The following is a 23,039-nucleotide window of genomic DNA, read 5'->3' on the forward strand; positions in this document are numbered from 1 at the left end:
ACCTCAGTAGCCGTCGAGGGTCAGGTCGACACCTGCGAGGTGGCGGTCGAACCACTGGGCCGCCGCGCCCGCGACCTGGTCCAGCGCGCCCGGCTCCCCGAAGAGGTGGGTCGCGCCCGGTACCACCCACAGCGTCCACGGCCCGCCGAGGTTCGGCGCCGCGGCCTGGTTGAGCTCCATGACCTGCTGGTCGCGCTCGCCGACGAGCAGCATGACCGGTGCCACGACCTCGGCGATGCGCGGGCCGGCCAGGTCCGGGCGGCCGCCGCGGGAGACCACGGCCCGCACCCGGCGCGGGCGGTCGGCCGCCGCCAGCAGGGCCGCGGCGCCGCCGGTGCTGGCTCCGAACAGGCCCAGGGGCAGCCGCGCGATGGCCTGCTGCTCGCCGATCCAGTCGATCACGCCCGTGAGGCGCTCGGCGAGCAGGTTGATGTCGAAGCGCAGCTCGGCCGTACGGGCGTCGACGCGCTCCTCGTCGGTGGTGAGCAGGTCGGTCAGTACCGTGGCCAAACCGACGCCGTTGAGCCGCTCGGCCACCATCCGGTTGCGCGGGCTCAGCCGCGAGCTGCCGCTGCCGTGCGCGAACAGCACCACCCCGCGGGCCGGCGCCGGCACGAACACGTCCGCGTCCAGGACGACCCCGGCGGACGGGACCGCCATCACCGTGTCGGTCATGATCCCTCCCTTGCCGTTTCGCCCTGGCTACCCCGCCCGGGCCGGGTCACGCATGACCGGCGGGCCGAAGGGTAAGTGGCGGGCCATGGGACGGTACGGGGACGAGGTCGCCGCCCCCGCGGCACCGCTTCGGGACCCGGGCGACCTGGACGTGCAGCTCGACCGCTGGAGCAACGACGTGCCGAGCGTGCTCGGGGCCGCCGAGCGTGCTCGGGGCGCGGTACGACGCGCTCTGCTGGTTCGACGAGGCCCATGCCGTGTTGCCGCTGCACCTCGCCGCGGTGGATTCTCGCGAGCCGGAGACTTATCCATCCGGGACGCCGCGGGCCACGCCGGAGGAGACCGAGCGCATCCTGGCGTGGCTCGGGTTGAGGAGGCCGCATGATCTTCGTGGACCGCACCGAGGCGGGGCGCGCGCTGGGCGAGGAGCTGGCGCGGCACGGACTGGAGGCCGGCCCGGACGGCAAGCCCCTGGTGCTGGCGCTGCCCCGCGGCGGCGTGCCGGTCGCGGTCCCGGTGGCCGAGCGCCTCAGCGCCGACCTCGACCTGGTCCTGGCCCGCAAGATCGGCGCGCCGTGGCACCCGGAGTTCGGGGTCGGCGCGATCGCCGAGGACGGCCCGCCGGTGTTCGACGCCGGTGCATTGGATTACCTCGGCCTCACCGAGGACGACCTGGCACCGACGGTGGCGGCCGAGCGCGCCGAGCTGAGCCGCCGGGTGCGCCTCTACCGCGGCGACCGCCCCGCGCCCACGGTCACCGGCCGCCGCGTCGTGCTGGTCGACGACGGCCTGGCCACCGGCGTCACCGCGCACGCCGCCGCGCGCTGGCTGGCCGAGCAGCGCCCCGAGCGCATCGTCCTGGCCGTGCCCGTCTGTTCGCGCGAGGCTCGTGCGCGCCTTTCCGATCTCGCCGGTACCGTCGTGTGCCTCCACGCCCCCCTCCAGTTCGCCGCCGTGGGGCAGTGGTACCAGGACTTCGCCCAGCTCACGGACGCCGACGTGGACACGGCCCTGCGCGGCTGCTCCGGATCCGCCGCCCGCTGATCGCACCCCGCCTCCCACCGCGGCAACGCGAGCTCCGCCGTGTCGTGCGCTACGCAATCGATTGCGCAATCGATTGCGCAATCGTTTGCCCCCGCGGCATGGCGTCGTTCGTGGCGAAGCGGTCACCCTCGTGCTGACCGGGATCGCGGCGGTGTCCGGCATGGCGCGGTGTCCGTCATGGCGCGGGGGTCGTGCATTCGCGCATCGTTTGCCGCGGGACGGTGCCCGCCGCGGCATGGCGTCGTTCGTGGCGCAGTGTCCGTCGTGGGGCGTGCTTGTCCGATTGCGCAATCGTTTGCCGCCGCGTGACTCGCGGGCGCGGTGTCCTTCGCGGCGCGGTGTCCGTCGCGAAGCTTGGTTGTCCGGTTGAGCAATCGTTTGCCGTCGAGTGGCTCGCGGCGCGGTGTCCGTCGTGGCGCGGGGGTTGTCCGTTTGGGCAATCGTTTGCCGCTGGGTGATCGTGCCGTGATGGCCTGCCGGCGCGGTCTGGCGCGGTCTGGCGCGGCTCGGCGTGTTCGGCGTGGTCCGGCGTGGTTGCGGAGGGTTCATTGCCCGGCCACGGCGCGGGCGGGCCGCACCGGGCAGACTGGGCGGCATGAGTGTGGAGCCAAAACTCGGCACGGTGGGCCTCGTGCTGCACCCGAGCAAGCCGGTCGCGGCCTCGGTCGAGACGATCGTGGCGGCCGCGCGGGACAACCCGGTGCGGGTCCTGGCGCGGGAGCACGATCGTGGGAGGGTGCCGGAGTCGGTCGGTACCGTGGACGATGAAACGTTCGCCGAAGTGGTCGACGGGATCGTGGCGCTCGGCGGGGACGGCACGATGCTGGGTGCGATGCGGCTGACCGTGGCGCGGCCGGTGCCGATCCTCGGGGTCAACCACGGCAACCTGGGTTTCCTCACCGAGATCTCGCCGCCGGAGCTGCCCGATGCGCTGGCCCGCCTGGCCGCCGGGGACTTCACGATCGAGCGGCACGCGGGTCTGGAGGCGGAGACCGACGGCGGCGAGCTGGTGACCGCGTTCGGCTTCAACGACGTGGTCCTGTCCCGCGCGGCGCGCACCGGCGCCGTCTCGGTGGACCTGTCGGTCAACGACGTCCGCTACGGGTACTACCGCGCCGACGCCGTCGTGGTCGCGACGCCGACCGGGTCGACCGCGTACAACTACGCGGCGGGTGGGCCGGTGCTCTCGCCGTCCTCGGACGCCGTGGTGGTCACGCCGGTCGCGCCGATGGCCGGGATCAGCCGCGCGGTCGTGCTCGGCGCCGGGGACCGGGTCACGCTGACGGTCGCGCCGGACAGTGCGCCGATTCTGGTCGACGTCGACGGTACCGCAGGTGGCACCCTCCAACCCGGCCACCGCCTCACCACCGTGCTGCGCCGCGACGCCGCGCAGGTGGTGCGCCTGTCCGCGGCCGAACACGCCAGCCGCAGCCGGGTCAAGCTGAGCCTGCTCGACCTGCCGCTGCGCCCCGACCAGCTGGTCGAGCTGATCCCGCCGGAGCTGCGGCAGAAGGCCCACGAGGCCATCGCCCGCCGCGAGATCACCGACCCAGGCTGATCCAGAGGGCCGCGGTCAGCAGCAGCACCAGGATCGCCAGCGCCACCACCAGCCAGAACCGGTGCGAGGCCGGCTCGTCCGCGGGTGCCGGGGCCTTTCCGCCAGACCCCGAAGCGACCGGCCCGGCGGTGACCGGCCTCGCGCTGACCGGCCCTGAGGTGACAGGCCCCGCGCTGATCGGCCCCGCGCTGATCGGCCCAGAAGTGATCGGCCCAGAAGTGATCGGCCCTGAAGTGACCGGCCCTGAAATGACCGGCCCCGAGGTGAGCGGCCCTGAAGTGACCGGCCCGGCGCTGACGGGGCCTGAGGTGACATGCCACGTGGTCGCGGACTCCTGCGCGGGGGCCTCGGCGACCGGCAGGCTTTCCGCCGGCACACGAGGAGCCGGCACCGGAGCGGCCGGCACGGGACCCACGGCGGCGAGCGCGTCGAGCGTGGCAGCGCCGTCCAGGGCGGCCGGGGTGTCCAGGGCAGCAAGCGAGTCCGGCACGGCAAGCGTGTCCGGCACGGCAAGCGTGTCCGGCACGGCAAGCGAGTCCGGCACGGCAAGCGAGTCCGGAGCCGGAACCGGGCCCGCGGCCTGAGCACGCGCGATCAGCTTCGCGACCCGCTCGCTCGCGGCCCGCAGCTTGGCCGCCTCCTTGCTGGTGACCTTGCGCCCCGCGATGATCCCGCACGCCTGGGCCACGGCGACGACCAGGACCGGGTTCGCGACCAGCTCACGGTGTCCCGTAAAAAGGGCCGCGATCATGTTTCGGTCCACGGTCAGCCCAGGGGCGAGCCGGTGCGAGCGGATCACCTCGGCCAGGTACCGGCGGGTGCTCTTGGTCTCGCGCTTCGGCCGGGTGCGGTTGCGGCTCTTGCGGCTCTGCCCCCGCTCGGCCCGGGCGACCGCCGTGGCCAGCGTCGCGACCAGCGACTCCACGGCGTCGTCGGCCTCCTGCCAGCGCCGCGTCACCGCGTCCGTCACCGTCGCCGTCCTCCATGCCGAATCCATGCCAGTGCGTGTACCCAGATTCTGGCGAAGGGCCGCAATCGAACCCCGCACGGCCCGGCGCCGCCGTGAGGATCCCAACAGCAACGGCGTCTACTTGCACGCCCACAGCAGGCGGGCGGGGTAGAGGACCTCCGCCGCCTCCAGGGCCTCCTCGGCCGAGGTGAACACGGCGATCTCGGTGCGCCCGTCCGCGAGGTACCAGGTCGTCACGGCATGTCCCGGCAGCTCGTGGCCCCAGGCGACGACGGCCGGATGCCCGTCGTCCTCCGGGTCTGCGACGATGCCGAACAACCGCGGGGCATCGTGCAGGAGCAGCTCGTCGGTACCCGTCAACACCGTCACCCCTCGGTCGTCGCGCCACAATGCACGTGCATGTGCAGCGTACGTCGGCGCGTGCGCGGAGCGTGACTCAGTCGATGCATACCGCGTGCAGTGGAGTAAACGGTGTCGCCCATTCGTGTCGGCCCTCAGTAAAAGGGGCCGACGGCTTGAAATGGGGCGTCGGCGGGTACCGATGCCTCCATGGCGGACGAGAGCAGCACCAGAACGGTCCTCGTGGCCGCGGGCGCGAACCTGGCGATCGCGGTGGCGAAGGCGGTGGCCGCGCTCATCACCGGCTCGGCCGCGATGTGGGCCGAAACGATGCACTCCTTCGCCGACACCGGCAACGAGGTGCTGCTGTTCCTGGGCCTGCGCCGCTCGAAGCGCAAGCCGGATCGAAAACATCCGTTCGGGTACGGGCAGGAGCGGTACTTCTGGGCGTTCCTGGCCGCTCTCGGCATCTTCCTCGTCGGCGGGCTGCTCTCGATCGGCGAGGGCGTGCGCAGCCTGCTGGTGCCGGAGCCGCTGGAGCGCCCGTGGATCGGCATCGTCGTCCTGATCGTGTCGGCCGGCTTCGAGACGTGGTCCTGGCTGACGGCCCGCCGCCAGCTGCGCGAGGACGCCAGGGCGCGCCGCCGCTCGGTTCGTGAGCATCTGGTACGCGCATCCGATCCGAGCGCCACGACGGTCTACCTCGAGGACTCCGCCGCCCTGATCGGCATCGCGCTGGCCCTCGCCGCCATCGTCCTGCACATGATCACCGGCTGGGCCTGGTGGGACCCGGCGGCGAGCATGGCCATCGGCGTGCTGCTGGCCGTCGTCGCGTGGCTGCTCGCGCGCCGCTCCAAGGCCCTGCTCATCGACGCCGCCGCGCCCGACGACGTGATGGAGACCCTGCGCGACTCGATCGGCCCGCAGCCGTGGATCGAGGAGGTCCGGGAACTGCGCGCGGTGTACGTCGGACCCTCCCAGCTGCTCGTCACGCTCGACGTCGCTCCGTCCGGCGAGCTGCGCACCCGCCCCGGCGGCGAGCTGGTCGACCGCGTGACGGACCTGCGCGAGCGCCTGCTGCGCCATCCGGCCGTGGCCGACGCGGTGATCACGGTCGTGTCATGAACGCGGCGCTGCTGGCGGTGCTGGCCGACGTACGGGTGCTGCTGGCCCGGCCCGGCAACGACTTCGCCTGGTCCTCGTTCCTCGACCGGGACGCGGCCCTGACCGAGCTGGACGCCCTGACCGAACGCGTGCGCACCTCCGGCGAGGTACCGTCGGCGCTGCGCATCCTGTTCGCCCCGACCGGCCCGATCCAGGAGGTCGCCATCTCCAGCGGCTGGGGCGACGCGTTCCTGACCCTGGCCGACCGCTTCGACGAGGTGTGCCCGTGAACGTCCTGGTCATCGGCGGCGGCGGCGAGGGCATCGGCCGCGCGGTCACCCGCGCCTTCGCGGCGGCGGGCGACGCGGTGGCCGTGGCGGACATTTTCGACGAGGTGTGCCCGTGAACGTCCTGGTCATCGGCGGCGGCGGCGAGGGCATCGGCCGCGCGGTCTCCCGCGCCTTCGCGGCGGCGGGCGACGCGGTGGCCGTGGCGGACATTTCGGCCGCGCGCGCCGAGGAGGCCGCGGCCGAACTGACCGCCGCCGGCGCCCGGGCCGTCGCGCTGACCGGCGACGTCCGCTCGGCCGCCGACGTCGACGGCTTCGTGTCCCGCGCCGTCGACGCGTTCGGCCGCCTCGACACCCTGGTGACCGTGGTCGGCGGGCAGGTCGCGTTCGTGCCGGCGGTACGGCTGCACGACATGCGCGACGAGGACTGGGACCTCGCGTACGAGATGAACCTGCGCTATGTCATGCGCGCCTGCCGGGCGGCGATCCGCGCGTTCCTCGCCCAGGGCGGCGGCGGCACGATCGTGAGCATCGGCTCGGTGACCGGCACGATGGCGGCGCCCATGCAGGCCGGCTACGGCGCGGCGAAGGCGGGGCTGGCGAGCCTGGCGCGGACGGTGGCGGCGGAGTACGCCCGCGACGGCATCCGCATGAACGTCGTGTCCTGCGGCGCGATCGCCACGGCGGTCGCGAACGCCGCGGGCGCCGGCGAGGACGTGCCGGAGATCCCGATGGGGCGCCTGGGCCGGCCGGAGGACGCGGCGGCGGCCGCGGTGTACCTGGCCTCGCCGCAGTCCGCGTACGTGACGGGCCAGACCCTGACCGTCGACGGCGGCGTGACCGTCCGCGGGCCGTTCGCGAGCTGAGGGCTACGGCCCGGTGCAGCGGACGTCGACCACGGGCAGGCGCGTCATCGGCTGGCCTTCGGCGATCGCGGCACGGGCGAGCGGGACGCCGTCACCGACTTCGACGCCCTCACCGACTTCGATGGCGTCGCCGATGGCACCAGAGAGCGCGAAGCGGACGGCGACACCGAACGCGAAGCGGACGGCGACGCCGAGGCTGACGGCGAGGCCGAGGGCGACGGCGAAGACGGCGGCGTGGGAGACGGTGACAGGGACGACGCGGCCGGGCTGGGGGAGTGCGGCGCTGCGGTCGCGGTCCGGGTCGGCCGAGCGCGCGGCGGCGTCGGGACGGTGCCGGCCGGTGGGACCGCGGCGACGTCGGGCGGGTGGCCGAACCACGGCAGCCCGCCCGGTACCGCCTGACCCAGCGCCGCCACCGCACCCAGCAGCAGCACGGCGGCCACGGACGCGGGAACCAGGGCCCGAGCCGTCCACCGCGCCGTGCCGCTGCGCAGTGGAACGGGCGCCTCCGGCGGTGGGTTCGCGGCGTCGGCCAGTTCGCCCAGCAGCGCCGCCACCTCACCGCTGGCCGGCCGCTCCGCCGGGTCGGCACGGGTGCAACGCGTGACGAGCTCCGTAAGTGCGGCCGGTGGCCGCTCGCCGTCGCCCGCGGCCAGGCAGGCCGACAGGATGCCGCCCAGCGCCCGCACGTCCCGGGCGGCCGCGTCGAAGTCGTCGGCGAGTTCCCCGCCGAAGCCGATCAGCTTGGCGCCCACGCCGGTCAGCAGGACCTTGCCCGGAGTCAGGCGGCCGTGGCTCACCCACTGGCCGTGCGCCTCGGCGATCGCGGCCGCGATCTCGGCCCCGATGCGCGCCGCCGCTCGCCACGGCATCGGCCCGGCGCCGAGCCGGGCGGCCAGCGACGGCCCCTCCGCCAGCTCCATCACCACGAACGGGGTCGGGTCGCGGCCCACGTCGTACACGGCCGCCACGCCGGCGTGCGTCAGCCGCGCGGTCACCCGTCCCGCGTCGAGGAACGCCTGGGCGTGCGCGGCCCGTTCGGGTCGCAGCAGCCGCACGGCCACCGGGCGCCGCAGCAGCGTGTCGTGGCCGCGCCAGACCTCCGCGCCGGCGCCGGCGCCGAGCATGCGCTCCAGGCGGTACCGGCCGTGCAGTTCCATGGCGCCGTCGCGTCCTCGCTCCTGGGGGCCGCTGGTCCGGCCACGACCATTATCGGCCGCCGGAGTGCCGTTGACAGGGCACAACGCAGAATGTTGCAAGAGTGCAATATTTGGCTCGTGCAACAATTATGACGGTCCCGTGTCATTCCCCGGGCGGGCCTGGCGAGGCGGGAACCGGCCTCGGTAGCGTGGCGGGTCCGGTGACCAGCTGACGCGGAGGGAGGGTCGCCGCGATGCCGACGATCGCCCGCCGGTACCGCCTGATCAGCCAGGCCGGGTCGGGTGGCATGGCCCAGGTGTGGCGGGCCGTCGACACCCGCCTCGACCGGACGGTGGCCGTCAAGCTGTTGCTGCCCGAGCTCGCGGGGTCCGCCCGCGCGCGGGACCGGGCGGTGACGGAGGCGCGGGCGGTCGCCCGGATCAACCACCAGAACATCGCCGCGGTGTACGACGTGGGGCGCCGGCGGCGGGTGCCGTACCTGGTGATGGAGTACGTCGACGGCGAGACCCTCGACCGGCGCCTCGGCGGCCCGTCGTCGATGCCGTGGCGCGCCGCGGCCCGCATCGCCGTGCAGGTCGCCGACGGGCTCGCGGCCGCGCATCTGCACCGGGTCGTGCACCGCGACATCAAGCCGGGCAACATCATGCTCACCGCGTCGCGGGTGAAGGTCGTCGACTTCGGGCTCGCCTCGATCCTCGGCGCCGTGTCCGGTGGCCCGAGCCGGCTGCTGCTCGGCACGCCGGAGTACATGGCGCCGGAACAGCTGCGCGGCGAGCCCGTCTCGCCGGCCACCGACGTGTACGCGCTCGGCCTCGTGCTCTTCCAGATGCTGACCGGCGCGCTGCCGTGGTCCGACGCGACCCGGCACGCCCTCGTGCGCCACCGCCGGGCCGGGATCTCGGTGCGCCTGCCCCCGACGACGGAGGTGCCGGCCGAGCTCGTCGCCGCCGTCGACGCGAGCCTCGCCGAGGACCCGGAGCGCCGGCCGTCCAGCCGCCGGATCGCCGAGATCCTGCGGGAAACGCTGCAGCGGTACCCCGATGAGCCCGCACCATCCCCGCCGCTCCCGCCGCCGGTGGCCGTGGCGCGCGGCCCCGAGTGCCCCCGCCACCCGTGCACGGTGCCGTGGCGGTCCGGCTCGCCCCGCCGGCGCCGCCGCACGGCCGTCCTGGTCGCCCTCGGCCTGCTCGTCGCGGCCGGCGGCTGGCTGCGGCCGCTGTGGCCGACCCCCGCCGCGACCGCCGGTGAGCCCCAGCCGGGCGGCGACGGCACCGCCTGCTCGGTCCGGTACGTCGGGCATCGCACCCCGACGACGTTCACCGCCGACCTCGCCGTCACGGGTGCTGCGGCCCCGACGTGGACCCTGGCCTTCACCGCCCCGCCCGGCCAGCGCGTCACGCGGGCGACCGGGTCGGCGGTCAGCCAGTCCGGCACCCGGGTCGTCCTGAGCGGGACCGGCACCGCACCGGCGCGCATCACCATCGCGGGCGCCCTGGACCAGCCCGACACCGGCTTCCCGGCCGCCTTCGAGCTCGACGGCGTCGCATGCCAGCGCACCGTCTCCATCTACACCGTGGCGGCCGCCGGCGCCTGAGCCCCCTGGAGGTGACCGAGCATGATGCTCACCGCGAAGCCGAACACGGTCGAGGTCTCGTGCGACCGCTGCGGCGCCGCACTGCGCACCGCGGGCGCCGACCGGACGGCCCTGTGGGTCCGGGCGCAGGAGCTCGGCTGGCAGGCGGAGCGGCTGGGCGGCATGTGGTGGCACCGCTGCCCGGAATGCGTGCGGCGAGGCGCCGGCGCTTAGGCCCTGTCCTGCCGATCATGCCGGCCTGCGACGGGCCCAGATTCCGCCTGCGCACACGCCGCGAAGGCCTGGTTACAACACCGGTAGCCAGGCCTCCACGGCGCGCACGCAGACGAAATCTGGACCTCGTCTCGGCTCGACATGATCGACAGGACAGGGCCTAGGTCCGGCGGAGGACGGCGTACGTGGCGGCGCCGTAAAGAGCGTGCGGGACCGCGTCGCCGGCCCAGTCCTTGGCGGACCAGGTCCTCGGGTCGCTGATGCCGAACAGCTTGAGCGGCACGTCGGACGAGGCCATCGCGGCGGCGCCGATGAGGGCGATCTCCACCGCCGACGGGAGCGCGCGGCCGCGCTTCGCCAGGGCGGTGTGCAGGACGCCGGCCAGGGCGCCCACCGCGACGCCCACGCCGATGCCGAACAGGGCACCGAGGCCCTCCCGGCGGTTCGGGCTCGGGACCTGGACGCCGGCGTCGTCCGCCATCTTCTCGATGAGGTCCTGCGGGGTGCTGCTCGCCGCCCGGCCGCGTGCGGTCATGTCGAGGTAGCCGGCGGCGTTCAGCGCGGTCGTGCCGGCCGCGCCCGCGAGCGCGCCGCGGAACAGTCCGAGACTCATGGGCGCGCGACCTACCCGCGGCGGCCGGGATCAATCACGGGTGCAGGACCACGCGGCGGCCGTGCAGGTCGCCGCGTTCCAGCATTCGGTGGACCTCGGCCGTTTCGGACAGCGGCAGGTCCAGGGTGGCCCGGCTGCGCAGGTGGCCGGCGGCCAGGTGGCGGTTGACCGCGGCCGCGGCCTCCGCCAGTTCGGCCGTTGTTGCGTGAGAGATCACGAAGCCGGTGATGGAGCGGTCGTGCATGTACAGCGCGGCGACCGGCAGCACCGGATGCGCGTTCGCGCCCGACATGACGACGATCCGGCCGCGGAAGGCCAGGGTGTCGAGGACCGCCGGCAGGTCGTTGTGGCCGGAGGTGTCGAGGTACAGGTCCGGGCGGACCGGGCGCAGGTCCGGGTCCCGGTAGTCCAGCACCTCGTCCGCGCCCAAGGTCGTGCAGTACTCGGCGTCGGCGGCGGACGCTACGGCCACCACCCGGGCGCCCGCCTCGGCGGCCATCGTCACCGCGGCCGCGCCCACGTTGCCGGCGGCGCCCGCCACGACGACCGTTTCACCCGCGCGCAGCCGCCCGTGGGTGAACAGGGCGAGGTACGCGGTGGCGGCCGGATGCAGCACGGTGACCGCCTGCTCCGGCGCGACGGAGGGCGGGAGACGGTACAGGCGATCGATGGAGACGACCGCGCGCTCGGCGGCGGCACCCTGGCGGCCGTCGTGGCCGAGGCTGTTGCACCACACCGGATCGCCGGGCCGGAACGCCGTGGCGCCGGGACCCGTGGACAGGACGGTGCCGGTCAGGTCGCGGCCGACGACGAACGGCATCGGCAGTGGCGTTTCGAACAGACCCGAGCGCACGAACGTGTCCACCGGGTTGACCGTTGTCGCGCGCACCTGGACGAGGACGTCCGTCGGGCCCGGATCCGGTTCGGCGAACTCGCCGAACCGGATCACATCAGGGCTTCCCAGCCGGTGCAGATGAGCGGCTCGCACCAACCGAATTTACTAGGCCCAAGGCGCCGAGACGGCCCAACTGCTGTCGGCGGTCAGGGTCTGCGGGCGGTTGAAGCCGCCGTCACCCGTACCGTTGGCGATGTACACCTGGGACTCGAAGTGGCGCAGGTACGAATCCGGGAAGTTGAGCGACTCGAACGTCACCCCCGTGCCACCCACGCCCGGTCGCGCGCAGAAGGTGGCGTCGGCGCGCATGAGGGCGGAGCCGTCGTCGGGCGAGTTGCGCACCCGGCTGTCGCTGTGGCGCAGGAACTGGCCCGGGAAGTTCACCGACTCGAAGGAGTAGCAGGAGGAGTCGGCCAGGCCGCGCCGCACCGTGTACGTCGCGTCGGCCTTGAGCAGCGCGCTGCTCCCGCCGTTGACGATCTCGGTCCAGGCGAGGCTGTCGGCGTGGCGCAGGTACCGGTCGGTGTGCCCCCACGTGGTGACCCGCAGCGACTGCCGCGCGTCGGTGGCGAGCAGGACCGAGCTGCGCCACAGCGCCGGGGCGGCCACGTCCCAGGTCGCGTCGGCCGCGAACCCGGCCGCCGTGTCCCAGGCGTTCGGGCCGCCGCTGCGCGCGAGGTACACGTTGTCGGCGTAGTGGCGCATGAACGCACCCGGGAAGTTGAGCGACTCGAACGACGTGCCGCCGGCGGCCAGGCCCGGGCGGCTGCACCAGGTCGCGTCCGCGGCGAACGGGCCACCCGTGTCGGGGTCGATCCGGACGCGGTTGTCGGCGTGGCGCAGGTACCGGCCGGGGAAGTTGACCGACTCGAACGAGTAGCAGCGCGGGTCGGCCAGGCCGGCCACGGTGCGGAAGGACGCGTCCTGGCGCGGCCCGTCCCCGCCGGCCGACGTGAGCACGTCGGTGCGCGCGAACGAGTTCGAGTGCCGCAGGTACCGGTTCGTCAGCCCGCTCGTCGTCACCTTGAACGAACGAACATGCCCGAGCGTCAGTACGACCGGTGCGTTCAGGTTGCGCGAGGCGTTGATGAGCGCCGAGTGCGCCGCCCGGAGCTGGTTCGTGTCCACCTTCTGCACGCGGCGGTCATAGGTGAACAGTCCGTTGTACTCACCCTCGACGTCGGTGATCTCCGTGTAGACGTACGCGGAGACGCCCTTGGTCGTCATGAGCTGCTGCACGTCGCGCACCATGCCGGTGTAGCGGTCGTTCAGCTGCGCGGCGCTGCCCATCTGCTCGTAGGCGAAGAACTGCCCGTCGGGGCTGTATTCGTGGCCGGGCGTGCGCAGCCCGAGCCCGCCGAACTCGCCGAGCACCGAGACCCTGGTCGCCGAGGGGCGCGGCGCGTCCGGGCCGGTGTAGACGTGCCAGTCGATGATGTCGCCAGTCCCTGGATCACCCTTCGAGGCGCAGCAGTTGTACCCGCTGTGCGCGTTCACCAGCCGCGTGTTGTCGTAGTTCTTGAGGTCGGTCGTGACGCGGCGCGTGTCGGCGAGGTTCCACTCACCCCAGCCCTCGTTGAAGGGCACATAGGTGACGACAGCGGGCGAGAAGCGGTGCTCGTCGATGATCTCGCGGGCCTCGGTCTCGAACTCGGCGATCTGGGCGGGGCTCCGGTTCGCGTCGAACGCGAGCGTGGACGGGATGTCCTGCCACACCAGCAGGCCGAGGCGGTCGGCGTGGTAGTACCAGCGCGCGGGTTCGACCTTGATGTGCTTGCGGACCATGTTGAACCCGAGGTCCTTGTGCTTCTGCAGGTCGGAGGCGAGCGCGGCGTCGGTCGGCGCGGTGTACAGCCCGTCGGGCCAGAACCCCTGGTCGAGCGTGCCGATCTGGAACACGAACTCGCCGTTGAGCGTCGGGCGCAGCACCCCGTTCACGAGTTTGGTGCCGATTTCACGCATCCCGAAGTAGCTCACCACCTGGTCCACAGTGGAGCCCGACCCGTTGCGCAGGGAGACGCGCAGGTTGTACAGGAAGGGATCGTCGGGCGACCACCGCCGGGCGTTCGGCACCGGTACCGTGAAATCGGTGAACCCGCCGGTCGACGAACCCACCACCGTGGTGCCGTTCATGGCCTCCGCCAGCACCGTGTGCCCGCTGACATCGCCGCGGGTGAACACGCGCACCCGCGCCGTGTTGTTCGAGATGTTCGGGTAGATGTCGACCGAGTAGATCGAAGAGGTGGACGTCGGCTCCATCCACACCGTCTGCCAGATGCCGGAGCTCGGCGTGTAGAAGATGCCGCTGGGGTTGTTGACCTGCTTGCCGACGGGCTGCTTCTCGCCGCGTCCGTCGCTCGGGTCGTACACCCGCACGATCAGTTCGTTGTTTCCCCCGTTGAGCTGCGGGGTGATGTCGACCTCGAAGCGGTCGTAGCCGCCCTTGTGCGTGGTGACCTGCTGGCCGTTGACCCACACGGTGGCCTCGTAGTCGACCGCGCCGAAGTGCAGCTGCACCCGGCGGCCGGCCCACGACGCGGGGACGGTGAACGTGCGGCGGTAGAACATCAGGTCGCGGTTGTCGTTGCGCATGATGCCGGACAGCGCGGACTCCACCGGGTACGGCACGAGGATCCGCTCCGGCAGCGTCTGCCCGACCGGCGGCGCGGCGTTGCGGTTCACGTTGCCGGCCCCGTCGGTGGCGGGGTTCAGAAACTCCCACTCACCGTTGAGGTTCTGCCAGTCGGGCCGGGTCATCTGCGGCCGCGGGTACTCCGGCAGCGGGTTGGTGGTGGACACCTGGCTGGTCCAGGGCGTGGTCAGGGGCGGCGCCTTGGGCGAGACGGCGGCGGAGACTTGCTGGGCGACGACGATGCCGGCGGCCAGCAGCACGGCCACCGCCGCCGAGGCGACGAGGGTGCGGCGCATGGGACTCCTTGTTGGCGGGGCAAGGGGAGCGCGAAGTCCCGAGACCGTAACATGGACATGTTTAAACGTAAACCACCATGTTCGCTCAGCATTTGTGCGGTGGAGTCAAGACTTTTCGAACATGGCGGGTCGGCCGCCTCGTCCATGAACCGTGAGAACGGGCGCCGGGTCGTGGCGTTCACCCATCCGGGCAAGATCCGCGAAAGCCCCGCTGAACTGCGGGTTCGGGCGCTTCACTAGGAGGAACACGACTCCGAAGGTGCATCATGTCCCGATCACGTGCCGTCGCGCTGGCGACCCTCGTTGTGCTCTCGTCCGCGTTGCTCGGGCTCCGTCCCGCCGCCGCCGCGGAGGTCCCGCTCGACGGCAGTATCGTCGTCACCGGGACGGGCGAGGTCTCCGGCCGGCCCGACACGCTCACCGCCGACCTCGCGGTCGAGACCAACGAGTCCACAGTGGACAAGGCGATGAGCTCGGCGACCGCGGCGGCCACCCGGATGCGCGACGCGCTCCTGCACGCGGGGCTGACCGAGGCCGACCTGCAGACCGCGAATGTCAGCGTCGCCTCGCAACGCGACGACCGCGGCACGGTCACCGGCTACACGGTCACGCAGGGGCTCTCCGCGACCATCCGGAACCTGCCGCAGGCCGGGCCGGTCCTGTCGCAGGCCATCGCGGCCGGCGGCGAAGCGGCCCGGCTGAACGGCGTCTGGTACGCGATCGAGGACGACACGGCCCTGCTCGCCGAGGCGCGCGGGAAGGCCTTCGCCGACGCCCGGGCCAAGGCCGAGCTGTACGCCCGCGCGGCAGGCGGACAGCTCGGCCCGGTCGTCTCGGTGCGGGAGGTGCCGGCCGGCGACGTGGTCCCGGTCCCCGCGGGCGGCCCGGACTACCGGTCGGGAATGGACGCGCCGATCCCGATCGAACCGGGCCGGCAGCGGCTGACCGTCACCGTCACCGTGGAGTGGTCCCTGCAGCCGGTACCGGCGGGGGTCAGCCTCCGTGGTTCGGCTGGAACTTCGGGACGACCGTCTTGAGGCGGGCGCCCGGCGCCGTGGTGGTGGCGATCGAGTCGAACAGCGTGCGGCCGAGCACCGAGTGCGCCTCGACCGCCGGGTGGGTGGCGCCGTAGTTGTCGAGGTCGGCGAGGCCCTCGGCGAAGAAGCCGTAGACGAGCGCGGGTGCGCCGTCCGCGCCGAACATGATGCCGGCCTCGTGCCGGGCCGCGCCGAGGGTGTTGAAGTCGGCGCCGTACTTCGTGGCGATCCGGCTGCGCTCCTCCGAGGACATGTTGCGCCGGATGCCGTCGTGGTAGCCGTTGATCCAGCGCAGGATGCCCAGCAGGAACGTGCAGGAGCTCGGCGACAGCAGCGTGCCGCCGGCCAGGCGGGTCAGCAGGTTCGTGATCTCGTGCGGGGTCGTGGTGCCGAGGAAGAACCGGTTCGGGTTGGCCACCGGCTCGACGCGGGTGTGCACGAACCCCTTGGCCGCGAGGATGTCGTTGATCTCCAGCGCGGGGACCACCCGGCCGCACATGCGCACGGCCGTGTTGTCGGAGACGAGCAGCATCGCGGTGAGGAAGTTGGCGACCGTGATGTCGTCGCCCCAGACCGTGTGCAGGAAGTAGATGCCGCTGCCGCCCAGGATGATGTCGGCCTGCAGGTCGAGCTTCTGCCCGAGCTGCAGCTGGCCGCGGTCGACCTTGTCCATGACGGCGGTGGCGACGGCGAGCTTCTGCACGCTGTAGCCGTTGACGACGTGGTCGGCGTCGTCCTCGACGACGGTCTCGAACGCGCCGCTCGCGCCGACGCGGGTGACGTGGGAGTACCAGGTGCCGCCGGCCTTGGCCTTCTGCCGGCCGTACACGCGGCGGATCTTCTCGTTCGGGGGCAGTTTCGCCAGGTCGTCCTGTCCGGCCGCGGAGGACGCAGCGGGCGCGGCGGATGCCGTGCCCCCGGCGACGAGCGCGGCGGCGGCCCCGGTCCCGGCCGCGAGTGCGGCGCGACGGCTCAAACCCATGGTGTGCCCTCCCCGTGCAACTGGGCAAGCCCGGCGAATCCGGGCAAGCCATGCAGGGGAGGCTAGGCGGTGCGCAACGCGCATTCAAGTTGACAAATCCGACAGCGGATCGGTGCAACCTTTACGGCCCCGTCGGTACCCAGAACCGGAACTTGTCCCCGCGCCGGTCCTCCAGCACGCCGCCGTTGATCTCGATCACCCGGCGCGAAGCGTCATTGGTGACATCACACGTAAGTAGGGCCGACTCGATCCCGAGCCCGCGCGCGAGCGGCAGCGCGGCGCGCAGCATCGCGGTGGCATACCCGCGCCGCCGCGCCGACGGCCGCACGTCGTAGCCGATGTGCCCGCCGTCCTCCAGCAGATGCGGGGTGAGCCGGTGCCGGATCGCGAGCCGGCCGAGGTACTCCGCGCCCTCGACCCACCACAGCGTCGTCGACGGCACGAAGCCCGCCTTGCGGGGCGAGTCCTCCAGGGCCTGCGCGCGCAGGTCGCCCACGTACTCCGCGAACCCGGCCGCCGTGCCCCACCTTCCGCCGTAGTCCTGCATCTCCCAGGCGATCATGCTGCCGTCGTCCTGCCCGCCACGCCCCTCGGCGCGGAACTCGGCCATGGCGGCCAGGAACGACTCGTGAACGTCAATGGTGGGCGGGATCAGCTCAGGCACGGACCCACCATACGGTCGATCAGTTCAGGACCTTCAGCATTTCTTCGGCGAGCGGGCCGGCCGACGCGGGGTTCTGGCCGGTATACAGGTTGCGGTCCACCACGGTGTAGGGCTTCCACATCTCGCCGCGGGTGAACTCGACGCCGAGGTCCTTCAGGGCGTCCTCCAGCAGCCAGCGGGCCTTGCGGGCCAGGCCGACCGCGTCCTCCTCGTCGTTGGTGAAGGCCGTCACGCGGTACCCCTTGAAGGGCGAGATCCCATGATCGCGGGTGGCGAGCATCGCGGCCGGCGCGTGGCAGACGATCGCGAGGGGTTTGCCGGAGGCCAGGGCGGCGGTCAGCAGGCGGCCCGAGTCCGGGTCCTCCCAGAGGTCCTGCATCGGGCCGTGGCCGCCCGGGTAGTACACGGCGTCGTAGTCCTCCAGGCGGGCCTCGGCGAGCTGGATCGGGCGGCGCAACTCCTCGGCGGCGCGGATCACGCCCTCCTGCCGGAGGGAGATCTCCTCGCTGCCCGCCATGGCGGGGCGCAGGCTCATCGAGTCGACGTGCGGGACCACGCCGCCGGGGGTGGCGACGGTGATCTCGTGGCCGGCCTCCGAGAGGGTGGCGTAGGGCGCGGCGAACTCCTCCGCCCAGTATCCGGTCGGGTGGCGGGTGCCGTCCTTGAGCGTCCAGTAGCTGGCTCCGGTCAGCACGAACAGGATCTTGGCCATGGTGCAAGGGTCGCCGGAGGGCCGTACCGGCGCATGGTCCTGCCCGGGTGACCACCGTGCGGAGCCGTCCGCCCGGGCCTACCGTGGGATCATGCGCAACGGTCTGGCGGACGACTTCCTGCTGCTCGCCCTCGACGACAAGGGCAGCAACCTGGCCGGCGACCCCGGCCTCGACTACGGCCTTTCGGGCGCGGTGCTGCTCGACCTGATGCTCGCCGGCCGGCTCGACCTGGCCGGGCAGCGGGTCACGGTGACCGACCCCGGCCCGACCGGCGACCCGTTGGCCGACGGGGTGCTGGCCCGCATCGCCGGGGCGCCCCGGCCGCGCAAGCCCGACGACTGGATTCAGCCACTCACCGACGGCCTGCGCGCCGCGGTGCTCGACCGCCAGGTGGCCGCCGGGGTCCTGCGGCGCGAGCGGGAGCGCCTGCTGTGGGTGATTCCGCTGACCCGGTACCCGTCGGCGACCGGGGCGGAACCCGCGACCGAGACCGCGGTGCGGCGCGAGCTGACCGCGGCGCTGGACGGCTCCGGGCCGGTCTCCGCGCGCACGGCCGCGCTGCTCGGGCTGCTGCAGGCGGTCGGGCTGGCCAGGAAGGTCTTCCCGGGGCGGCCGGCGAAGGAGCTCAAGGCGCGCCTGGACGAGATCGAGGCGGGGAACTGGGCGGCCGAGGCGGTCCGCCAGGCGATCGCCCGCATCCAGGCGCTGATCGGCGCCATGGCGGCCGTGTCCGCGGCCACCGCCGCGACGACCGCGACGACCACCTGAGCCGCCTCGCGGTCGTCACCGGGGCGGGCCGCGGGCTCGGCGCCGCCCTGGCTGACCGGCTCGCCGACCAGGGCTGGGACGTCGTGCCGTGCGTGCGCACCGGGCCCGGGGTGATCCAGGACGTCCGTGACCCGGTCGGGCCCGACCTGCTCGCGGCGGTCGGCCGGCGGCCGGTCGACGCGCTGATCAACAACGCCGGGGTCGGGGCGCCCGGCCGGCCCCTCGCCGAGGTCGACCCCGGCTCCGTGCTGCACGCGGTGGACGTGAACGTGGCCGGGCCGCTGCGGCTCGCGCAGGCGCTGCTGCCGAACCTGCTCGCCGCCCCGGCGCCGCTGATCCTCAACGTGTCGTCGCGGCTCGGGTCGCTCGGCGCCCAGGCGGCCGGGGAGTTCCGGGGGCGGACGACCAGTTACGCGTACCGCATCGCCAAGGCCGCCCAGAACATGCTCACCATCGCCCTGGCGCAGGAGCTGGCGGGGCGGGTGCGCTGCTGGGCCGTACACCCGGGAAGCCTGACGACGGCGATGGGCGCGGCCGGCGCGAGCACCCCGCCCGGGGAGGCGGCGGCCAGGCTCGTGCGGCTGCTGGACAGCCCCGACCCCACCTCGCCGCGGTTCGTCTCGCTCGACGGCCCCGACCTGCGCTGGTAACCCGTCAGCTCGGCGCGACGAGGTCCAGGTGGCCGGCGACGAACGTCTGGACCTGCTCGGTGCGGATCGCCTCCAGCAGGTCCAGCGTCGTCTGGTCGAGCAGCTCGGCGTTGGCCACGTCCGGATCGTTGTGGAACGTCCCGTTGTTGGTCTTGATCGTGAGCAGGTCGTCGCCGCCGATGCCCTTCATGGCGTACACCCAGTCGGCCAGGTCGATGCCGCCGCTGTCGATGGTCATCGCCTTGCCGACCACCTGCAGCACCGAGTTGAGCTTGCCCGGGTCGGTGAGCACGTCGCGGCTGAGCATCTTCTTGAACAGCGCCTTGAGGAACTGCTGCTGGTGGCGCTGCCGGTCGTAGTCGCTGTTGGGCAGCAGCTCGCGCTGGCGGACGAAGTCGAGCGCCTCCCACGGCTCGAGGTGCTGATAGCCGACGTGGTAGACCTGAGGGGTCACGCCCGGCACCGGCGAGAGCCCCTGTCCGCCGTCGCTTCGGGTGTACTGCCTGAAGGGCACCGCATAGTCGCCCTTGGCATCCTTGCCGATGTGGATCGACGTGGTCTCCTCGTCGACGTACATGTCCACCCCGCCGAGCACCTCGACGACCTGCTGGAAGCCGGTGAAGTCGACGATCGCGGCGCCGTCGAACGTGATGCCCCACAGCGTCTTGATGGTCAGCGCGAGCAGCTCGACCGCGTGGGCGCGCTGGTTGGCCCCGGTGAGCCCGTTGCCGCCCCAGGCGTAGGCGCCGTTGATCTTGTCGTGCCCGCCCTCGTAGACCCTGGCCCCGTTGTCGTACTCCGGGATCTTCACCCAGGTGTCCCGCGGGATCGACACCAGGTAGGCCTGATCGTGCGACGCCGGGATGTGCAGGATGATGATCGAGTCGGCCCGGACCAGCTCGTTGGGGTCCTGGTCCGGCCGCGCGTCGATGCCGATGAGCAGGATGTTCTTCGCCCCGGTGATGTCGACGTGGCCCTTCTGCTGGGCCTGCCGCCCGCTGTCGCCGAGGAGGTTCTGCTGGGCGACGCTGCGGGTGGCGTACGAGAACAGCACCTGCTTGCTGATCAGCGCGACGGCGGCGAGCAGGGTGAGCGCGACCCCGCCGGCGATGAGCAGGCGCGCCCACCGCGGATCGCGTCCGGGCAGGCTCTTGCTCACGGGCGAACTCCTCGGGCACGGCAGGCTGAAATCCCTACTCTAACGAGATCATCAACACCCCGGGGGCCGTGTCGGCCCTGGTTTGGTTTTCCGGGCGCCGGGGCATTCACGTTCACGAGAACAACCCCGGAACTTGGAGGCGTGACATGACCGTCGGCGGCATCATCTCCGCACTGGTCGTCGGCTTGATCATCGGCGCGCTGGGGCGCCTGGTCGTGCCCGGCAAGCAGAACATCCCGATCTGGCTCACCATCGTCATCGGCATCATCGCCGCGCTGATCGGCACCGCCATCGCGCGCGGGGCCGGCTGGGCGGACACGTCCGGCGTGGACTGGCTGGAGATCGTCATCCAGGTCGTCCTGGCGGCGCTCGGCGTGTGGGCGGTGGCCGGCTTCTACGGCCGGCGCGGCGTTCGCTGACTCGTTGCTTTGCGGTAACGGTGCGGTGCGGCGGCGGAGTTTCGGCTCCGCCGCCGCACCGTGTTCTGGGTCCTAGCCGAAGACGGCGACCCGCTTCTGCACGATCCCGCCGACCGTCGTGAACTCCCCGCCGGCGGTGACGGTGCCGGTGAGCGCACTGGCGGCGAGCGCCCGCACCCCGACGATGCCGTTGGCCTGCGGCGCCCAGGTGGTGAGCTTGCCGCCCGAGCTGACGGCCGCGAGCTTGACCCGCTTGGCCGCCCCGTCCCGGCAGATGCCGTGCGAGCCGTTGCGCGTCGTGGTGCACGCCGCGTCGAAATGGCCGCCGAGATAGGTGATGCCGTCCAGCACGGTCACGGCCTGGACGTCCCCGTCGAAGACCCGCTGCCAGCGGTTTCCTCCGTTGGTACCGTACGCGGCGGCCCGGCCCCCCTGCCCGCCCATCGCCACCGCGATCAACGCCCCGCCGGCCTCCGCCCCGGGAACGGCGGGGGAGGGCGCGACCGCCGGAGCGTCGGCCGCGGCCACGCCGAGCACGACGGCCGGCGGGTTGGGCCGGAACCCGCGGTCCAGCGCGCCGGTGGCCGGATCGAGCGCGGCCAGCCGCAGGATGCTCGTCCCGTTGATCCGGTGGAAGCCGCCGCCGGCGTACACCCGGGTCGACGTCACCGCGATCCCGGCCACGGCGTCGTCGGCGGCGGCCGCCCACCCGGTGTCGAGCCGCCCGTCGGCGAGCGTGAACGCGGCCAGGTTGGCGCGGGTGACCCCGTCGACGCCGGAGAAGTGCCCGCCGACGTACAGCCGGCCGTGCCCGGTCGCGATCGTCGCCGGCTGGCCGGAGATCTTGTGCTGGAAGGCGGTGACCGCCCCGCTGTCGGCGTCGAGGGCCGCGAGCCGCTGCCGGGCCGCGCCACCGACGGTGCCGAAGTCGCCCGCGGCGAAGACGGTGCGCTCGGCCACGGCGAGGGCCCGCACGGTCGCGTCGGCGTCCGGCGCCCAGGGCAGCAGCTTGCCGGTCCGCGCGTCGAAGGCGGCGAGCCGCTGGCGGGGCACCCGGTGCCCGTCGACGACCGCGGCGGTGAAGGCGCCGCCGACGTACACCGTGCTGTCCCGGTAGGCCACCGCGTAGACCGGCCCGTCGAAGGAGGGCGCGGGCAGCGGGTCGGACGAGACGGACGCCACCGCGGGGACGGCGGCGAGGACGGCGAGCGCCCCCACGAGCACGGGCAGGCGGCGCCGGCGCGGGGCGATGTTCCGGACTAATCGGGCCAAGGGCATGACGGCGACCGTATCGGTCGCAACCGGTTCAAGACACCCGGACCGCATCGACCGGCGTACCCGCGGCGCAAGTTCGACCAATCGGGGTAGCCCGATGGCATGGCGGCCCCGGGAGTGGCGCAACGCCCCCGCCCGCCCGTCGTTGTATCCCCCGCGAGGCGACTCTGCCGGTTGGCCGGGTGGCCCCGATCCGTCAATATGGCGGCGTGGGCATGACAGCGTCCGGTCGCCGCGTCGTGGTCGGCTGCGGCCTGGCCGCGGTCGCGCTCCTCGCCGCCGCCTACGCGGCCACCGCCGCCACGATGATCGTCGCGGTCGCCGCCCTGGCCCTGGCCGGCGTCCTCACCCAGCTGTCCGGCTCCGGCACCGCCCCGCGCCGCGACCGCATGCTCCTGCCGCTGGCGGCGAGCGTCGCGCTGTCCTCGCTCGCCGCGCTGTACGTGGTGTGGGCCGCCGTCACCCCCGAGGGCCCGATCCCGTGCGTCGGCCCGTCCAGCGCGGCCCGGCTCGGCCTGGCCACCGCGTGCGCCGCCCAGCTCGCGGCGGCCGCGGTCCTCCTGCGCGCCGCGAACCGCGACCGCGGCGCCGCGTCCTGGCGGGCCTACCTGCGGCTCAACCCGCGCATCGCCGCGTCCCTGGCCGTCGGCCTGCACCTGGCCGCGCCCGCCGCCACGTTCGCCGTGCTGGCCGGGGCGACCGCCTGCCACCTGAGCCACACGCGGCTTCTGGACACGCTCGCCGCCGGTACCGTCGCCGCCGCCATCGCCGCCGTCGACCTTCTCCTCGCGGCGCGGCTGGTCGGCCTGGCCACCCTCGCGCCGGCCCGCCCGGTCGACACCGACGGCATCGAGCTGGCCCTGCTGGCCGCGGACATCCGCTCGGTCGCCCAGCTCACGGTCGTGCACCTCGCCCACGACGAGCTCATGGTCACCGCCCGGGTCGGCCTGCCCGCCGGTGCCGACGTGCCCGCCACCCTGCACCGCGCCCGGGCCCACATCCAGGACTTCGTCCCCACCGCCCGGCACATCTACCTGCGGCCCGAGTCGCCGCGCTAGTCCATGTCCCACTCGCCCGGACGGAGGCCCGCCCGGATGGCCTCGACGGCGGCGGCGAGCCTGCG

General features: G+C 73.2%; 24 protein-coding genes. 12 read left to right on the forward strand and 12 right to left on the reverse strand.

Annotated features, from left to right (window positions below):
• Window positions 1–3: 3 nt before the first annotated feature.
• Complete coding sequence (locus tag ACQPZ4_RS21935; protein WP_433064175.1) at window positions 4–675, reverse strand: dienelactone hydrolase family protein; 672 nt, start codon at window positions 673–675, stop codon at window positions 4–6.
• A gap of 381 nt (window positions 676–1,056) precedes the next feature.
• Between ACQPZ4_RS21935 and ACQPZ4_RS21940 the strand changes: the two genes are divergently transcribed.
• Both ACQPZ4_RS21940 and ACQPZ4_RS21945 read left to right on the forward strand, forming a co-directional pair.
• Window positions 1,057–1,719, forward strand: a complete 663-nt coding sequence (locus ACQPZ4_RS21940) for a phosphoribosyltransferase (RefSeq protein ID WP_433064178.1) — start codon at window positions 1,057–1,059, stop codon at window positions 1,717–1,719.
• A 595-nt stretch (window positions 1,720–2,314) separates the two neighbouring features.
• Window positions 2,315–3,277, forward strand: a complete 963-nt coding sequence (locus ACQPZ4_RS21945) for an NAD(+)/NADH kinase (RefSeq protein WP_433064181.1) — start codon at window positions 2,315–2,317, stop codon at window positions 3,275–3,277.
• Here ACQPZ4_RS21945 and ACQPZ4_RS21950 read toward each other — a convergent pair.
• Together ACQPZ4_RS21950 and ACQPZ4_RS21955 are read right to left on the reverse strand one after the other, a co-directional pair.
• The gene (locus ACQPZ4_RS21950) at window positions 3,261–4,274 is read right to left on the reverse strand and encodes a hypothetical protein (protein ID WP_433064183.1); all 1,014 of its coding nucleotides are present in this window, start codon (window positions 4,272–4,274) and stop codon (window positions 3,261–3,263) included. The two genes, ACQPZ4_RS21945 and ACQPZ4_RS21950, sit on opposite strands and share 17 nt — an antisense overlap.
• A gap of 90 nt (window positions 4,275–4,364) precedes the next feature.
• Window positions 4,365–4,616 (reverse strand): hypothetical protein, encoded by a 252-nt coding sequence (locus ACQPZ4_RS21955; protein ID WP_433064186.1) that lies wholly within the window; start codon window positions 4,614–4,616, stop codon window positions 4,365–4,367.
• Between the two features lie 180 nt (window positions 4,617–4,796).
• Here ACQPZ4_RS21955 and ACQPZ4_RS21960 point away from each other — a divergent pair, with 180 nt between their 5' ends.
• The 3 genes from ACQPZ4_RS21960 to ACQPZ4_RS21970 all read left to right on the forward strand — a co-directional run bounded on the left by ACQPZ4_RS21960 (window position 4,797) and on the right by ACQPZ4_RS21970 (window position 6,845).
• Window positions 4,797–5,711 carry a cation diffusion facilitator family transporter gene (locus ACQPZ4_RS21960; protein WP_433064189.1) on the forward strand — a complete coding sequence of 305 codons (915 nt, stop codon included), beginning with the start codon at window positions 4,797–4,799 and terminating at the stop codon, window positions 5,709–5,711.
• Window positions 5,708–5,980, forward strand: coding sequence for a hypothetical protein (locus ACQPZ4_RS21965; RefSeq protein ID WP_433064191.1), 273 nt, complete (start codon window positions 5,708–5,710; stop codon window positions 5,978–5,980). The genes ACQPZ4_RS21960 and ACQPZ4_RS21965 overlap by 4 nt, the downstream gene beginning before the upstream one ends.
• Before the next feature lie 112 nt (window positions 5,981–6,092).
• Complete coding sequence (locus ACQPZ4_RS21970) at window positions 6,093–6,845, forward strand: SDR family NAD(P)-dependent oxidoreductase (protein ID WP_433064194.1); 753 nt, start codon at window positions 6,093–6,095, stop codon at window positions 6,843–6,845.
• A gap of 44 nt (window positions 6,846–6,889) precedes the next feature.
• On the opposite strand, the gene ACQPZ4_RS21975 is transcribed toward ACQPZ4_RS21970, so the two are convergent.
• Window positions 6,890–8,005 carry a protein kinase gene (locus tag ACQPZ4_RS21975; RefSeq protein ID WP_433064197.1) on the reverse strand — a complete coding sequence of 372 codons (1,116 nt, stop codon included), beginning with the start codon at window positions 8,003–8,005 and terminating at the stop codon, window positions 6,890–6,892.
• A gap of 233 nt (window positions 8,006–8,238) precedes the next feature.
• On the opposite strand from ACQPZ4_RS21975, the gene ACQPZ4_RS21980 reads away from it, so the two are divergent.
• A complete protein-coding gene (locus tag ACQPZ4_RS21980; RefSeq protein ID WP_433064200.1) occupies window positions 8,239–9,600 on the forward strand; it encodes a protein kinase domain-containing protein in 1,362 nt (453 codons plus the stop codon).
• Between the two features lie 21 nt (window positions 9,601–9,621).
• Window positions 9,622–9,813 carry a hypothetical protein gene (locus ACQPZ4_RS21985; protein WP_433064202.1) on the forward strand — a complete coding sequence of 64 codons (192 nt, stop codon included), beginning with the start codon at window positions 9,622–9,624 and terminating at the stop codon, window positions 9,811–9,813.
• A gap of 160 nt (window positions 9,814–9,973) precedes the next feature.
• On the opposite strand, the gene ACQPZ4_RS21990 is transcribed toward ACQPZ4_RS21985, so the two are convergent.
• The 3 genes from ACQPZ4_RS21990 to ACQPZ4_RS22000 are packed head-to-tail and all read right to left on the reverse strand — an operon-like array spanning window position 9,974 to window position 14,249.
• Window positions 9,974–10,426, reverse strand: a complete 453-nt coding sequence (locus ACQPZ4_RS21990; RefSeq protein WP_433064205.1) for a hypothetical protein — start codon at window positions 10,424–10,426, stop codon at window positions 9,974–9,976.
• A 34-nt stretch (window positions 10,427–10,460) separates the two neighbouring features.
• Entirely contained in the window at window positions 10,461–11,414 is a 954-nt protein-coding gene (locus ACQPZ4_RS21995; RefSeq protein ID WP_433064208.1) for an alcohol dehydrogenase catalytic domain-containing protein, read from the reverse strand.
• A 12-nt stretch (window positions 11,415–11,426) separates the two neighbouring features.
• Window positions 11,427–14,249 carry an AbfB domain-containing protein gene (locus tag ACQPZ4_RS22000; protein ID WP_433064210.1) on the reverse strand — a complete coding sequence of 941 codons (2,823 nt, stop codon included), beginning with the start codon at window positions 14,247–14,249 and terminating at the stop codon, window positions 11,427–11,429.
• A 266-nt stretch (window positions 14,250–14,515) separates the two neighbouring features.
• Between ACQPZ4_RS22000 and ACQPZ4_RS22005 the strand changes: the two genes are divergently transcribed.
• Entirely contained in the window at window positions 14,516–15,286 is a 771-nt protein-coding gene (locus tag ACQPZ4_RS22005; protein WP_433064212.1) for an SIMPL domain-containing protein, read from the forward strand.
• On the opposite strand, the gene ACQPZ4_RS22010 is transcribed toward ACQPZ4_RS22005, so the two are convergent.
• The 3 genes from ACQPZ4_RS22010 to ACQPZ4_RS22020 form a co-directional block, all read right to left on the reverse strand.
• Window positions 15,243–16,268 carry a serine hydrolase gene (locus ACQPZ4_RS22010; protein WP_433064215.1) on the reverse strand — a complete coding sequence of 342 codons (1,026 nt, stop codon included), beginning with the start codon at window positions 16,266–16,268 and terminating at the stop codon, window positions 15,243–15,245. The two genes, ACQPZ4_RS22005 and ACQPZ4_RS22010, sit on opposite strands and share 44 nt — an antisense overlap.
• A 121-nt stretch (window positions 16,269–16,389) precedes the next feature.
• A complete protein-coding gene (locus ACQPZ4_RS22015; protein ID WP_433064218.1) occupies window positions 16,390–16,932 on the reverse strand; it encodes a GNAT family N-acetyltransferase in 543 nt (180 codons plus the stop codon).
• Between the two features lie 19 nt (window positions 16,933–16,951).
• Window positions 16,952–17,644, reverse strand: coding sequence for a type 1 glutamine amidotransferase domain-containing protein (locus tag ACQPZ4_RS22020; protein ID WP_433064221.1), 693 nt, complete (start codon window positions 17,642–17,644; stop codon window positions 16,952–16,954).
• A 91-nt stretch (window positions 17,645–17,735) separates the two neighbouring features.
• On the opposite strand from ACQPZ4_RS22020, the gene ACQPZ4_RS22025 reads away from it, so the two are divergent.
• Window positions 17,736–18,413 carry a GOLPH3/VPS74 family protein gene (locus ACQPZ4_RS22025; protein ID WP_433064224.1) on the forward strand — a complete coding sequence of 226 codons (678 nt, stop codon included), beginning with the start codon at window positions 17,736–17,738 and terminating at the stop codon, window positions 18,411–18,413.
• Window positions 18,414–18,505: 92 nt separating this feature from the next.
• Entirely contained in the window at window positions 18,506–19,063 is a 558-nt protein-coding gene (locus tag ACQPZ4_RS22030) for an SDR family NAD(P)-dependent oxidoreductase (RefSeq protein ID WP_433064227.1), read from the forward strand.
• A gap of 4 nt (window positions 19,064–19,067) precedes the next feature.
• Here the strand turns inward: ACQPZ4_RS22030 and ACQPZ4_RS22035 are convergent, their stop codons facing one another.
• Window positions 19,068–20,222 (reverse strand): LCP family protein, encoded by a 1,155-nt coding sequence (locus tag ACQPZ4_RS22035; protein ID WP_433064229.1) that lies wholly within the window; start codon window positions 20,220–20,222, stop codon window positions 19,068–19,070.
• Between the two features lie 146 nt (window positions 20,223–20,368).
• Between ACQPZ4_RS22035 and ACQPZ4_RS22040 the strand changes: the two genes are divergently transcribed.
• Complete coding sequence (locus ACQPZ4_RS22040) at window positions 20,369–20,641, forward strand: GlsB/YeaQ/YmgE family stress response membrane protein (RefSeq protein ID WP_433064232.1); 273 nt, start codon at window positions 20,369–20,371, stop codon at window positions 20,639–20,641.
• 72 nt (window positions 20,642–20,713) lie between these two features.
• Here the strand turns inward: ACQPZ4_RS22040 and ACQPZ4_RS22045 are convergent, their stop codons facing one another.
• A complete protein-coding gene (locus tag ACQPZ4_RS22045) occupies window positions 20,714–21,913 on the reverse strand; it encodes a hypothetical protein (RefSeq protein WP_433064234.1) in 1,200 nt (399 codons plus the stop codon).
• 218 nt (window positions 21,914–22,131) lie between these two features.
• Here ACQPZ4_RS22045 and ACQPZ4_RS22050 point away from each other — a divergent pair, with 218 nt between their 5' ends.
• Complete coding sequence (locus ACQPZ4_RS22050; protein WP_433064237.1) at window positions 22,132–22,974, forward strand: hypothetical protein; 843 nt, start codon at window positions 22,132–22,134, stop codon at window positions 22,972–22,974.
• The last annotated feature ends 65 nt before the right edge of the window (window positions 22,975–23,039 follow it).

Source organism: Dactylosporangium sp. CS-033363 (assembly GCF_050942475.1).
Classification (GTDB): domain Bacteria; phylum Actinomycetota; class Actinomycetes; order Mycobacteriales; family Micromonosporaceae; genus Dactylosporangium.